Origin of the sequence: Streptomyces sp. NPDC057638 (assembly GCF_042800315.1) — a bacterium.
Classification (GTDB): Bacteria; Actinomycetota; Actinomycetes; order Streptomycetales; family Streptomycetaceae; genus Streptomyces.
The window spans coordinates 1-13,492 of the sequence record NZ_JBHVHF010000004.1 but is presented as its reverse complement, the minus strand read 5'-3'; the positions used below and the strand labels follow the sequence as shown (position 1 = coordinate 13,492).

Below are 13,492 nucleotides of genomic sequence, written 5' to 3'. Positions count from 1 at the left end.
AAGATGACCAAGTCGGTCGGTGAAGGACTCAACAACGCACTGGAACAAGCCGTCACACGCCCAGCTCCCAAGAGCGCGGGCGCGCAGATGCGCTACCTGGTCAAGCAGCTGAAAGGAACCAAAGCCGCAGCCCATGCCCTCGGGATCTCCCAGCGCACCGTCGAGCGGTACATGAAGAACCAGCTCAAAAAACCGCGCCCGGACCTCGCCGCCCGGCTGTCGGGCGAGGCGAAGAAGCGGTGGCAGCCCCGCGTGAAGGCGCAGGCGAAGAAGACAGCCGGCACGAGCAGCGGCCTCGTCATCGACGTCCAGGGCCGCCTCGGCTACAGCGCGCCCGTCGGAACCACGGACGAGGCCCGCGAACGTCACCTCACCGTGGCGCTGCCGCCACGCTTCGCCGAGCGCCTGTTCACCGCGCAGGAGCAGGGCGCCTCTGAGAGCCAGCTCCAGCAGATCGCTGCCGAAGGACTCAAGGAGACCTACTTCCAAAACCATGGGACGCGGGCCGGGAGCCTGGAGGAAGTGCGCCTGTTCGACGTCCAGCACATCGAGTTCGGCCTCTGACCATCCCAGCACAGGACGAGGCACCACCCCGGCAACTGAACCGCAGCGCGAGAGGCGCCGCCAAGACAGGCCCGTGGTCACAGGTTGGTGGCAGTCAGCGGAACCGCACTTCGCACCGAAGAATCCCCCTTGGGGAGCTACTCTCCTTGCCTAGCATGACCGTGTGTAACTATCATTACGCCAATCGTGACACAGAAGATGCCGCACTCCGCGGCCGGCCAGATGGTCGGATACCTCTACCAGTGCGAATGGGCCCTGGTGGAACTGGCCCGCCGATGGTTCAGGGACCCGCAGGCCGAGCTCCGCATGGAGATGCTCGACGACATCGACCTCCTCCGCCACGGCACGCCGGTCGAGCTCGTCCAGTCCAAACACCACGGACACGCCGGCGAACTGGGGTCCACCAGTGCCGACCTGTGGCGTTCGATCAACTCCTGGTGCGACGCGCTCGAACACCTGCCGGCGGGGCAGCTTCCCATGCTCCGGCTCGTCACCACACAGACCGTCTCGCCCGGCAACGTGTTGGCCAAACTCAGACACGACGCCCGGGATGTCACCGCTGCACTGGCAGAACTCGAAGCCATCGCCAGCGATCCCGACGGCGCCAAAACCACCTTGCCCTGGCGATCCCGGTTCATGGCCTGCACCGCTTCGACGCGCGCTGCCCTTGTGGGCGCCATCGTCCTCGACGATTCCGCGCCGCGAGTGTCAGAGGTGGACTCTACGCTGCGCGAAGTGATCGGAATCTGGAAAAACGACGAGCAGAGCCAGGCGATCCTCGAGGAACTGAAAGGCTGGTGGTGGAACGTGTCCCTCGACATGCTCGACCACGCCAATCCCGGCCGGCGTATGTCCGTCAGCGCCGAGGAACTGCGCACTCAGATCGACTACGTCTCCGGCAAGTACACCCACACCGCCCTGCCCGTCGTCGACAGCCTCGACGACCTCACCGAGCAGGAGATCGCCCAGTACACCGGCCACGTCTTCGTCGAACAGCTCAAGCTGATCGGCCTCGGTAACCGCAGCATCCGCGCTCACATCGGCGAGTACCACCACGCCTGGGCCCACCGCTCACGCTGGCTCTACCACCATCACGTCACCCCCGGGGAACTCACCCAGTTCGACAGCGACCTGCGCCAGGAATGGAACCTCATCTTCGCCAAGTACGCCGACCGCTTCGACGCCGGCAAAGAAGGCGACGACGCCCAGGCCGTCGGCGAGACCATCCTCGACGCCACCCTCACCGCGGCGCAGGACATCAAACTCCGCCAGCTCGGCAAACGGTGGATCGCCCGCGGCACCCTGCACGCACTCGCCGACAACGCCCGCAACGAACCCAAGCCGCTGGGCTGGCACCCCCACTTCGAGGACCTGCTCAAGACACCCCCGCGCACGCAGACGAAGGGGGAGTAGCACATGATCACCACCCAGCTTCCTGAAGCAGCGGCCCTCCTCAACCCTGCTTTCGGCGCCTACATCCTCAGCCACAGTGCTGCCGCGTACGCCGCAGCCGCCACCGAGCCGGAATCCCATCTGCCCTGGCCGTCCGCGTTCCTGGTCCTGCCGCTGGTCCTGCCCCCCGACTCCCGGAGCGCCCTACCGCGAGACACCCGCACCCAGCTCGCCGGATGGCTGGCAGACAACACCATGATCCGCGCAGCATTCCCTCAGCGCGCACCCGCTCTGCACGCCTACACCCAAGGCTGTATCCGCTTCGGCATCCGCCACGGCACCCTGTCGCTGACCGGAGGCGGCCTGCGGGCCACCCGCAAACCCGCGAAGCCCGACTCGTCACAGCCCGCCGGCGAAGCCGCCACCTGCGTACGCGCCGCGGTTCTCGTGGGCCGCTGGTTCGCCGCAACCGACACCGCCACCCTCTTCACGCTGCTGGGCGTAAGGCCCTGACCCGACAAAGGACCCTGCCCCATGCACCTGATCGCCCTCGCCCTCTACCACCGAGACGGCCGCCCCGACCCCCGCGTCGTCCGCTTCCGCCCCGGCACCCTCAACATCCTCACCGGAGAGTCCGAGACCGGGAAATCCGCGGTCCTGAGCATCGTCGAGTACTGCCTTGGCCGGCAGACCTTCACCCTTCCCGACGGCGTCATCACCAACACCACCGCCTGGTACGCGCTCCTCGTGCAGATCGGCCCCACCCGTCTCCTCCTGGGCCGCCCCGCCCCCAAGGGCGCCTCCACGAACAAGGCGATGCTCGTCCTCGGCGACCACACACTCGACATCCCCCCGGCAGACCAGATGCACGTCAACGCCGACGCCACTGCCATCCGCACCGAGCTCAGCGCCCGTATCGGCATCGAGGAATTCCGCTTCCAGCCCCCCGCTGGAGCCGGCCGCCACGCCTTCGACGTCTCCATCGCCCAGGCCGTCCTGCTGTGCCTGCAGAAGCAGAACGAGATCGCCAACCAGAACCTCCTCTTCCACCGCCAAGGGGAGCAGGGAATCGCCCAGGCGATCAAGGACACCCTTCCCTACTTTCTCGGCGCGGCAGGCCCCGAACAGGCAGCCCGCCGTCACGAACTCGCCGAACTGAACAAAGCCCTGCGCAGGGTCAACAAGCAGATCGAAGAGGCACGGCGCCGAGTAGAAGGCGGCGAAGCCCCCCGCGTCGCCCTGGCACGCATGGCAGCCGACGCAGGTCTCATCGACGCCGTCCCCGAAGCTCCCACCGCAACCGCCCTCGACACCCTGCTGCGCCAAGCCCTCGACGCCGTCCCTGACGCCTCCTTCGTCTCCGGCCCAGACACCAGGCGTGAACAGCTCGCCGCCGAACGCCGCGCCCTGCGCAGCCAGCTCCAGAAGATCAACAACTCCCGCACCATCCTCGACAGCTGGAAGGAAGAGAGCACCGCCCTCACCGGCGAACTCCACGTCCAGCTCAGCCGCCTCAAGCCCATCGGCCTGCTCGGCGACGCCTCCCACGACCGCGACGCCCACACCTGCCCCCTGTGCTCTCAGCACCTCCCCATCCCAGACCCCCGAGTCTCCGACCTCCAGGAACTCACCCGCCGCCTCGAGACAGAACTGGACGATCTGGCCGCACTGCAGCCGGCCCGGAACCAGCACCTCGAAGCACTCGAAGCACAGACCCGCGAGATCCAGGCAAGCCTGCGTAACAACGCGGCCACCCTCGAAGCCCTCAACGCCAGCGACCGGCAACTGCGCCAGGCCCAGGACCAGCGCACCTACCTCGCCCACGTCCAAGGACGCATCCTCCAGGAACTGCAGCGCACCAGCCCCCAGGGCAAGGATGACCTCGGCGACCTCCTGCGGCACGGCGACAGGTTGACCGAACAGGCCGAAGCCCTTCAGCTTCTCGTGGACGCCGACGAAGTCGGCGCCGAGACCGAGAACCGGCTGAACGAAGTCGCCGACCTCATGACCACCTGGGCGCGAACCCTCAGCCTCGAGCACGCCGACACCGCCGAAGAGGTCCGCATCAGCCCCACCCTGCTCAACGTTGTTCTGCGTACCCCCGCCGGACGACTCCCCCTCACCCGCATCGGCAGTGCCAAGAACTGGATCGGCTACCACCTCGTCGCCCACCTCGCCCTGCACACCTACCTGCACCGCCACAACCGTCCGGTCCCGGGCTTCCTCATGCTCGACCAGCCCACCCAGGCGTTCTTCCCCGAGGAGGTGCACGACGCGGTCACCGTCGAGGACGCCGACTGGGAAGCCGTCCGCGCCTACTTCGCCCTCATCTCCCAGGCCGTAGAGCAGAACGGCGGAGCTCTCCAGGTCATCGTCTGCGATCACGTCAACCTCCGCGACGACTGGTTCCAGCAGGGAGTCGTCGAAAACTGGAGAGGCGGCGTCGCCCTCATTCCCACAGACTGGATCTCCGCCGAGTGACGACCTGAGCCCTCCCTCCTCGCATCTCGCGGCCCTCCCTGTCTCGTTATCACGGGGCAGCGCGTTGAGGTCGACGACGGCCGGCTGCTGCACCGAGACCGCCGACAAGCAAGGGGACGAACCGAAGTGATCGAACGAGTCCGTGCCGTCCTGGTCACGCTGACGACACGATGCTGGCCATCCGCCGCACCCGGCCGGGCCTCCCCGTGTACTGGGTCCTGCCCGGCGGCGGTGTCGAGCCCGGTGACGAGTCCCGGGAGGCCGCCCTGTACCGGGAGATCCATGAGGAGATCGCGGGGAAGGCCGACATCGTCCGCCTCCTCCACACGCTGGAGGCCGACGACGAGCGCCAGCTCTTCTACCTCGCCCGCATCGCGACCTGGTCCTTCGAGGACCGCACCGGCCCGGAGTTCTGCGCCAAGGGCCGCGGCGAGTACGCGCTGGAGGAGATTCCGCTGACCCTGGAGGGGCTCAACGGCATCGACCTCAAGCCCGAGGAGATCGCCCACGTGCTGAGGGGAGCTATCAGCACCGCGACCCTCGGAGCCGAGGCGACTTCATTCTGAGTCTTCGAGCACCTCACCACGTCAACCAGTGCCGGACTCGAACGGCGCCGGTCCTGGCGGCCTTCCCCTACCTCGCAAGCCAGTGCTGCGGGCGTGCCAGCCGCAACCGGACCACAGCGTGCAGACCATCTCTGCCACGCCCCGGACCCCACAGGCCGTGGTGGAGCCATACGCCTGGCATGGCCTAATGCTTCTACCAGGGGCGCCACGGTTTTTTTGAGTGTGTGCAGGTGCTCCCGCACGGCAGCGATATAGGCGGCCTCCAGCGTCTGCAGCGGGCTGAGGTCGATCTGCGCCGGCGGGATGTTCATGGCTGTGTCGCTCTGGATGGGAGACGCTTCCCACGCTGCGTGCATGGCCGATCCGGCCGTCTTGCGTAGTTCCTGGACGAGGTCGGCGTAGGCACGGCCCACCGCTTCGGATTCGATCTTCGTCCAGGCGAGATGGTAGGAGAGGTTGCCCTGGATCTCCCGCAACGTCTCCGACAGCCGCACGCGTTCCTCGGCCGCGGCGTCGAACCGGCGCCGCCTGATGGCGTAGGGCATCTCCTTGTAGGCGCTGTGGGCGGCGAAGGCCTCGGCGAAGGCGGTCCGGAGCCTGCTGATCTCCTCCTCCCGGCTCTTTCGCCGGGCAAGCCAGATGTTGATGGCCGCGGTGAGCGCGGCGGCGAGGAACGCCCCGGACACCACGGCTGGCCACACCGAGGTGGCATCGGCCGCAGCAGGAGCCGCGGGCGGCACGGAAGGAACCACGGTGGCTGCCGACACCGCCGGCACCGGCACGGAAGGCGCCGCGGGTGCCGCGGAAGGCACCGCTGCAGTCGCCGACACAGGAGGAGCCGACGGCGCAACCGCCATCTGGACGGGCGTCATGACAACCTCCAAACCGATACCGGGCACGCCGCTCACGGGCCGTGGGGAGCTTCCTGGCCGGCCCACTCACCCGTGCTACGCCACCATTGTTCACGCAGCAGATGGGCCACCACCTGCCCCAGCAAGGCCTCAGGCCCGTCCGCACGGACCCAGCGCTGCTCAGGCGCATCGTACGGGTACCACATGCACAAAGCGCCATCGGAATACCGGTGAGGCGACTCCGACGGCCCATCGGTGTACACGTGCGGCACGTCGGGGGCCCCCGGGCCGAACACGATCGAGACCGTCTGCTCGACGACGTCCGCGACCCGCAACTGGACAGCCAGCGCGAAGCCACCGCGGAAGCGGCGCGGAGGCGGGATCGCCCTGACCGCCTGGCCGCAGGCGGCCAGGCGGCGCTGGAAGGCGATACGGGCAGCCGGCCTGGCGAACCAGGCCGGCGCACGCCAGGCAGGCCGACGCCTCACGCCTGATGCCCGGCACCGTAGGCCCGGGTGGACCGTACCTCGGCCACCGGCCCGCTCAGCCCCAGCGTCACCGTCGTGACAGGAGCGGGCTGCCGCAGCGCCGAGATCTTGCCCGCGAAACTGTCGGACACCGGGGCGTCCACGTACCGGTAGAACACCCCCGACAACGCCGACAGCACCGCCTCCCGGTCGTCGTCGACCGCCAGAGCCTCGGCCACGCCGTCCGCCGCCCCGCGCAGCCGCCGGGCCGCAACCTCACGCCCCACCAGCAGCTTCACGTTCGGCGAAACCCCCAGCGGGTCCTTGGTCGCCGTACCGGACTCCACCCGCGCCGCAGCCTCGGACAACACCGTGGCCAGCGCCTTCGCCACGCCCATCCCCGGCTCGACGAACTCCCACGCCCACACCGTCAGGTTGTGCGAGGAGAACCCCAGCTGGGAGTACTGCTTGTTCCACGCCTTCAGCAGACGCACCACCCTGCGGCGGGTACGGCGCATCGACTGCGTCCCGCCGGTGAAGAGCGCGACGTGCCCCTCCGGGTCGGACGCCTCCCACCGGTCGGTCTCCAGGTTCGGGATCCACAGCCCGCCCCCCTCCTTCCGAGTGAGCGCCACGACCAGATCCACCGTCGGGTCCTGATCGTCGACCGGCTCCCCGAACGTGATCTTCGGACCGCGCTTGGAGGTGCCACACCGGGCCTTCGGGTACACCTTGCGCACCGCGGGGCCCAGCAGCGCACACAGCTCGCCGGTGATGGCGGCCGGCGTCTCGCCGCCCCCGTCCGGCCCGAGCCGCGGATACACGCGCCGGTCCAGGACGACTCCGCCGTCACCGTCGCCGACCGGGTGGATGAAGGTGTGCTGGGGCAGCGAACCACTGCGGTAGGTCCGCAGTGCGCCCGTGAAGCCGATCGCGCTCGAGCAGACCAGGTCCAGCCGCGTACGGGCCTGCGCCAGCGGCTCGGGGTGGGCGTCGATCTGGCCGCGGATGTCGTTGAGGATGTCCTCGGTAAATCCCATGAAGATGTGTCCGTTCAGGTGAGGCACAGCGCCCGGGACCTTCCCCGGGCGGAGCCGTCACTCGGCGGCTCACCCTCCTCTGACGTCACACCGCCGAGATCGTCCGGGCACCCCTCCCCCCCCCCGACTGTGATCAGGTCAGGAACAGTCCCGGCAGACCGTGCTCGCACCTTCGAACCGGGACGGGGCCAGGACCATGAAGCACTCCTCGCAGGCACGGTCGCTCAGCCTCCTGGCAGCCGTGCAGCCACAGTGCCCCTGCCCGCACGAAGGCTCCCTGCACTCCGCACACCCCGGCTCGATGATCTTGAATGTCTCCCCGCACGTCTCGCACTCCCACCAGGAACCGAACCGGGAGCTCCCCGTCCGCGGCCGCGGCGCTGTGAAAGCACGCCAGGCCACGCTGTCCTCGGCGAGCACCGCGATCAGATAGTCCTCATCACACCAGGCCGCCTGCCCGTACAGCAGATTGCTCTGCTGGCCGGACCGGTAGAGCACGAACGTCTTGTCGCGCTCCACCGTGGCGCGGGTCCCCAGGGCCGCGGCCAGGAGCGGGGTGCCCGACTGGTCGGAGCCCCGAGCCGGCGGAATCATGCCGTGAGCCGCGGCGAACAGCACCCGGCCCCCAGCGTCGAACAGGACGACCGCACCGCCGCCGGCCAGGTACTGCGCCGCACGCACGCAGCACGCCTCGCGCGAGGCCCGGGAGGTGCGGAACATGGCGACCACATCATCGGCGCAGGGCCCGCGGCGGCGTACGTCCGCGGCAATCTGCGCATCCGGCACGAGGATGCGCGCGGCGAAGGCGTCACATGCGGCTTCCTCGAACGCTTCGGAGTCCTCCCAGTCGAACAGGCGCTGCCCCAGCTCGGGGTCGGTCTGCTGGAGATGGTGGCCCAGCTCGTGCAGGCCGGTGAATCCGCGGCGCCGATGTGAGCGGGCCGCCCCGACCACCAGCGTGGGGGGATCGGTCTGCGACCGGTAGCTGTCGGCGACCGAGCACCGGCCACCGCCGTCCGACGCGGCCTCCAGCGACACCTGGACGTCCGTCCAGCGGCCCAGCTCGGCCAGCGGATCGGCACGCAGCGCTTCCACAGCGCCGGGGTGCAGCCGCTCAAGAGCCAAGATCATCGCCTCCGCCTGACGCGGAGCCTCCTGGTCGAACCGGCGCCGTGTCACGCGCCGCCCTTCGTAGTGTCCTCGCCGCCGAGGAACTGCCGCAGACGGGCGTCCCAGTCGGCCGCGCCACCGCCTGTCTCGCGAGCGGCCAGGGCGAAGGCGCCGTAACTGCCCCAAAGACGCGCTTGGGCTTCACTGATCTCCAGCTGCCGGGCGCGGCGTACCCATACCGAGCGCCACCGCGGGTGCTCTATGGCCTGGACGAGATCGGCGGGCAGGGGACGGACCGTCCGGGCGATCTGCTCTGCGCTCAGTCCGGTCGCCGAGGCGATGGCACCGATCCGGTCGGCAGGCAGCGGAGCCTTGCCGCGAAGCAGTTTCATGACCTCGGGCTGCGGCATCTCCAAGACAGAGCACAGCGTCCTCAAGTCCAACCGGTCGCCGAGCAGCGACGCCAACGTCCCGGGAGGCCGTCCGCTCTCCTGAACCGGCAGACCGGGCGCATGTTGCAGATGCTCCAGATCATCAGCGAGGCCCGCTCGCGTCTCGGCGTCCGGCTCCAGGGCGGAACGGATCATCTGTCCCTGGCGTACCCCTGCCGCGGCCGGCACCGGCCGACCCTGGGCCCGGGCCGCCGCACACCCCACGATGTCCTCGTCCCAAGCATCGACCACACGCTCCAGCACGCGCACAGGGACACAGGAGACCAGCCCTGCCCACACGGTGGCCTCGACGCCGAACGCGGTGCGTGCCCCCTCCACGACCACGCTGGTCTCATCCTCACCGGGCGGGTCGATCGTGACGGGGACGGCGTTCACTTCACGGGCGCCCGCCTCCAGGACCAGCACAAGCATGCTGACCTCGTCCCAGCGTGCCCGCCATACCTGACCAGCCTTGATCTCCGCCTGAGCCGGATCACCGAAGCGCTCCCTCAGCCCTGCCTCCGACAGAGCATGCGGCCCACGCATCTTTCGGGCCAGGTCCAGGAACCGCTGCGGTACTTTTGAGTCACTCATGGTGTCCTCCCGCATCCATCGACTGAGCAGGCCTCCACCATCGACTGACGTCATACCGGCCAGGACGTCCGGCCCCGGCCGCGCTCATCATGTCTGCGCCGCTTCGCTGCACAGCCGGATCACCTCCGACCCCACCGAACGTACCTCGTGCCCGTCTCCGTTCCCGACGAGCTGCTGCAGTTTCTCCTTCAGACATGTTCCGCGGTGATACGCCTGGGACCGGCCGCAGCCCAAAAACGCCTGAAGCTCTCCCGGGCGCTCCAGATACGCGACCATGCCCCGCTCCTGGGGGCTGAGCATGGCCACGATCTGTGCCGCGGAAGACGCCGCACCGGCCTCGTCGTCGCGAGCAAGCACGATCTCCTCCGGGGAGGCGTGCGCACGGGCGGTGATCTGCGATCCCGCATTGTCGGGGAGCGGGAGGACTCTCGGATCCAGCGCCACGGGAAAACGGGCGATGAACACCTCGACCAGCTGGGCGACCTCCATCGATCCAGCAGCGGTGGACAAGACCGCACGGATCACGGCTTCCAGTGACTTCCGGTCAGCGAGAGGGGCACGACGCGTTTCGCTGCTCCACTTCGGGATCTTGATGTTCGGCACGGCGTACGCGGCGTCGACGAGCGGGCCGGGGGGACCGGACCAGGGCTGCACCGTCGTGCCGGCCAAGCGCCACCTGCCGGCTCCTGCCTTGCTTGGCGGCACCGCCTCGAAGGCACTGCAGTCCGTCAGCACCTCTTCCAGCGAGCGCCTGACCGAACCAAGCGCAGTCTTACGGGCCTGGTCGATCAACCAGCGCCGGATCGATGTCCGCAGCAATCGTCCGACACTGTCATCGTCGGTGGCCAGAGCCAGGAGATTGGCGGTGACCGCCTGGAGGCGATCTACCAGGAACTCACCCAGCAGATCCTCCTCATCGGCCTTCGGCCAGCCAGCTTGCGGCTCCAGAACAGGAAAGCGCTGTGCTTCCTGCCACACCAGCTTGCCGGCCAGGGCCAGACACGCGGGGCCGAAGCACCCGAGTTCGTGCAGTTCGTCGAATACGGAAATAGCCGGTACCTCCCCTTGATGGGCGAACCGTACGCCAAGGGGCCCTTCCAGCACAGGGCATTGCACATTCCGGCTCGCACCGCGACCACACCCGAGGGCTACATCCACACCTACACCGAGGGTTAAATCCAACCCGAGCCGAGCCGGCCCCATCAGCCCGGCTTTACTCCCAACGCATCCCAAGCTCGGACAGCTCTGACACCCGCTCGGGCGACAGCCGCGCCCGACGGGAGCGACTGTTGGCGATGAACACCCCCAGGGCCTGCTCGCCCCCGCCGACCTTCTCGACATGCCGGTGGGGCACCTTCAGATGCCCCTCCCGCTCCCGGTACTGACGGGCAGCAGCCAGATTGGCTGCCCACACCTGCGCCCGCGTACGCCGCGGCGCCGCCACATCCCGCTCACCCTCCAGCAGCGGGCCGAGGCCGAGGGCTTCCTGCAGCAGCCACTGCTGCGCCGTCTCGAGGCTGTCCCAGCCACGCCGCTGTCCGCCGGCCCACCGCCCCAGGTCCTCGCCCTGGACCACTACCTGTCCCGGCTGCTCGGGCAGTACCTGTCTGCCCTGGACATGCATGCGAGCGAGGTGGAAGCACCGCTGCCAGGCAACCGACCATGAGGGGCACCACGACGGGTCGATGTCCTCCAGAGCACGCCGCCGAGCCGCACTCAGCCCACCCGCCGCCTGCTCGCCCTTGTCCTGCCGCGCGGCTGCCCGCTGGTTCTTCAGCCACACCCCCACCGCGTAGCCCTCCCACATGGCATCGGCCGGCGCCAGCAGGTGCCCGTGCTCGGCCGCCCACTCCCGTGCCGCGGACAGCCCCTCGGCGAACGCGACCTCGGCATGCGACCAGATCATGCCGAGCTCCTCCAGCTGCCCCACCCGCTCCTGACTCAGCTCCCCGCGGGTATGCGCACTGCGCTGCCGGGCGATCCACACCCCCAGAGCGAACCCGTCCGCAGTCCGGTACTCATACGGAACCGCCAGATCACCATGGTCACTGCGGTAGGCCAGCGAGGCCCCCAGACCCCGCCTCCAAAACTGCCTCTCCGGCTGCAACACCCGCAGACTGATGAACGCCGCCAACTGCGCCGGATCCCGAGGCCGGGAGAACGACAACAGCTCCGCAGCCACCCTGCCCACCTCGCCCGGCACCTCCTCCACCCCGCCGCCCGACCGCCCCCCGGCCACTTGGGGAGCGGCCAGCTGCTCCACGGCCTGCGCGTCGTGCGCCCGAAGCGCCGCGAGGACCTTCACCAGCTCCCCATAGGCCCGTGATACCAGCATCTCGTCCGGCTGCTCACCCGGACCGAGGAAGACGGGAACGACCAGGGAAGCCACCTTGCCTTCCCCCGGCTGCATCCGAAGCGCCCGCCCCACCGCCTGGACGATGTCGATCGCCGACCCCCGCACATCGGCGAAGACGACGGCATCGCACTCCTTGGTATCCACCCCCTCACCCAGCACCCGTACCGAAGACAGCACCCGCACCCACGCCGCCCCCGCATCAACATCCGGTTCGGACGCGAAACCTGCCAGCACCGCACCCCGGTGTGCCGGCCGGTGCTCCCCGCACAGCCAGTCCGCCCACACCCCATCAGCACCCGGATATAGCCCCGGATCGCTCTCGTGCAACTCCTTCGCCACCGCACCAAGACCACTGGAGAACGCCTCGGCCTCACCCGTGCGGTAATGAAACGTCAGCAACCTCCTCAACTGCCGCTCCGCAGAAGCCTTCACCACCGCCGTCTGCAACGCCGCAAGCCGCGCCCCCCGCACCCGCGCCGTCCTGCCCGCACCCCCCACCAGCTCGACCACAGGCAAACCAGGATCCGCGATATCCACACACACCACCTGGTAACGAGCGATCAGCCCCCGCTCGATCGCCTCCGACAACGACAGCCGGTACACCACCGGCCCGAACACCGCCTCATCGTCCATCGACGCAACCAGCTCACCACCCCCCTCCGGACCCTCCCGATCCGGCACCTCCCACAACCGCGGCGTAGCCGTCATATACAACCGACGCAGCGCCGGCACCCGCCCATCGTCATGAACCCCTGCCCACGCCTTCCCCAACGCCCCCGACGTCCGGTGCGCCTCATCCACCACCACGAGGTCCCACGTCCCCAGCCCCACGCGATGACTCCGCTCCAGCACCCCCAGTCCCAGCGAGGCGTAGGTGGCAAAGACCGTCACCGAATCCAGGCCCGAGACCCACCCCACCAACTCCGCCTCGTCGGTGGTGCACTGAAGAACCCGCGTGTCCTCACCTGACAGCGAACAAGCACCGAACATCGGACCCCGACGCCCCGCCTCCCGCCACACCGACACCGTCTGGACCAACAGCCCGAGCGTGGGAACAAGAACCAGAACCCGTCGCGCACGTAGAGCCCGCGCCGCGTGGACCGCGATCAGGCTCTTCCCGGTGCCGGTCGCAGCAACAACCTGGGCCCGTACCTCACCCAATGATCCTTCATCAGGGACGCGCCCCAAGGCCCTTACCACCGCGTCAACAGCTTCGACCTGATGAGGTCGAAGCTTCCACCGGGTCGCCACAACGCATCACCTCTCACCCCGGGGCACCCGGTAGAGGCACTACCCGCTCAGCGTGGACTTTATCCGGGTACATTTTTGATTGCATACTGCCGCAGAACCCAGACTTCCACCCCACTATGACAGGGACACCATCCACATTGTGCGGGCTTGGAAGAACAGCCCCCATCCGAGTACATGCCGAGCAGACACCCAACCCCCGAGCATCGCCAGCCCTGCAGCCAGCCGCCCGCGCAGCGGGCCAGGCTTGGAGGCGAAGCCGTAAAGCCTCAGGCAGGGGAGCGAAGCGGACCTGCCCAACCGGACTGCGAAGCCGACCGCCAACGAACACTTCGTCAAGCAACCGCAGCGAAGCGGAGGTTGCTCCTGGGAGAGCGAAGCGAACCCAGGAC

Annotated in this window: 10 protein-coding genes; 5 read left to right on the top strand and 5 right to left on the bottom strand. The window is 68.6% G+C overall.

Annotation, left to right across the window (positions count from 1 at the left end):
* The first annotated feature begins 3 nt into the window (after positions 1–3).
* The 5 genes from tpg (at position 4) to ACFVIM_RS01090 (ending at position 5,003) form a co-directional block, all read left to right on the top strand.
* Positions 4–564 carry a telomere-protecting terminal protein Tpg gene (tpg, locus tag ACFVIM_RS01110; RefSeq protein ID WP_384297094.1) on the top strand — a complete coding sequence of 187 codons (561 nt, stop codon included), beginning with the start codon at positions 4–6 and terminating at the stop codon, positions 562–564.
* A gap of 186 nt (positions 565–750) precedes the next feature.
* On the top strand, positions 751–1,977 hold the full coding sequence (locus tag ACFVIM_RS01105) for an ABC-three component system protein (protein WP_384297093.1): 1,227 nt from the start codon (positions 751–753) through the stop codon (positions 1,975–1,977).
* 3 nt (positions 1,978–1,980) lie between these two features.
* Entirely contained in the window at positions 1,981–2,469 is a 489-nt protein-coding gene (locus tag ACFVIM_RS01100; RefSeq protein WP_384297091.1) for a three component ABC system middle component, read from the top strand.
* A 21-nt stretch (positions 2,470–2,490) separates the two neighbouring features.
* Positions 2,491–4,437 carry a DUF3732 domain-containing protein gene (locus tag ACFVIM_RS01095; protein ID WP_384297089.1) on the top strand — a complete coding sequence of 649 codons (1,947 nt, stop codon included), beginning with the start codon at positions 2,491–2,493 and terminating at the stop codon, positions 4,435–4,437.
* A 170-nt stretch (positions 4,438–4,607) separates the two neighbouring features.
* Positions 4,608–5,003, top strand: coding sequence for an NUDIX domain-containing protein (locus ACFVIM_RS01090; protein ID WP_384297088.1), 396 nt, complete (start codon positions 4,608–4,610; stop codon positions 5,001–5,003).
* Between the two features lie 1,335 nt (positions 5,004–6,338).
* Here the strand turns inward: ACFVIM_RS01090 and ACFVIM_RS01085 are convergent.
* The 5 genes from ACFVIM_RS01085 to ACFVIM_RS01065 form a co-directional block, all read right to left on the bottom strand.
* Positions 6,339–7,361, bottom strand: a complete 1,023-nt coding sequence (locus tag ACFVIM_RS01085) for a hypothetical protein (RefSeq protein ID WP_384297086.1) — start codon at positions 7,359–7,361, stop codon at positions 6,339–6,341.
* A 138-nt stretch (positions 7,362–7,499) separates the two neighbouring features.
* On the bottom strand, positions 7,500–8,492 hold the full coding sequence (locus ACFVIM_RS01080) for an ImmA/IrrE family metallo-endopeptidase (protein WP_384297085.1): 993 nt from the start codon (positions 8,490–8,492) through the stop codon (positions 7,500–7,502).
* 44 nt (positions 8,493–8,536) lie between these two features.
* The gene (locus tag ACFVIM_RS01075) at positions 8,537–9,511 is read right to left on the bottom strand and encodes a hypothetical protein (protein ID WP_384297083.1); all 975 of its coding nucleotides are present in this window, start codon (positions 9,509–9,511) and stop codon (positions 8,537–8,539) included.
* A 72-nt stretch (positions 9,512–9,583) separates the two neighbouring features.
* On the bottom strand, positions 9,584–10,600 hold the full coding sequence (locus ACFVIM_RS01070; protein ID WP_384297082.1) for a hypothetical protein: 1,017 nt from the start codon (positions 10,598–10,600) through the stop codon (positions 9,584–9,586).
* Positions 10,601–10,709: 109 nt separating this feature from the next.
* Positions 10,710–13,103: a Helicase associated domain protein gene (locus ACFVIM_RS01065; protein ID WP_384297081.1), complete on the bottom strand. Its 2,394-nt coding sequence runs from the start codon at positions 13,101–13,103 to the stop codon at positions 10,710–10,712.
* Positions 13,104–13,492: the final 389 nt, after the last annotated feature.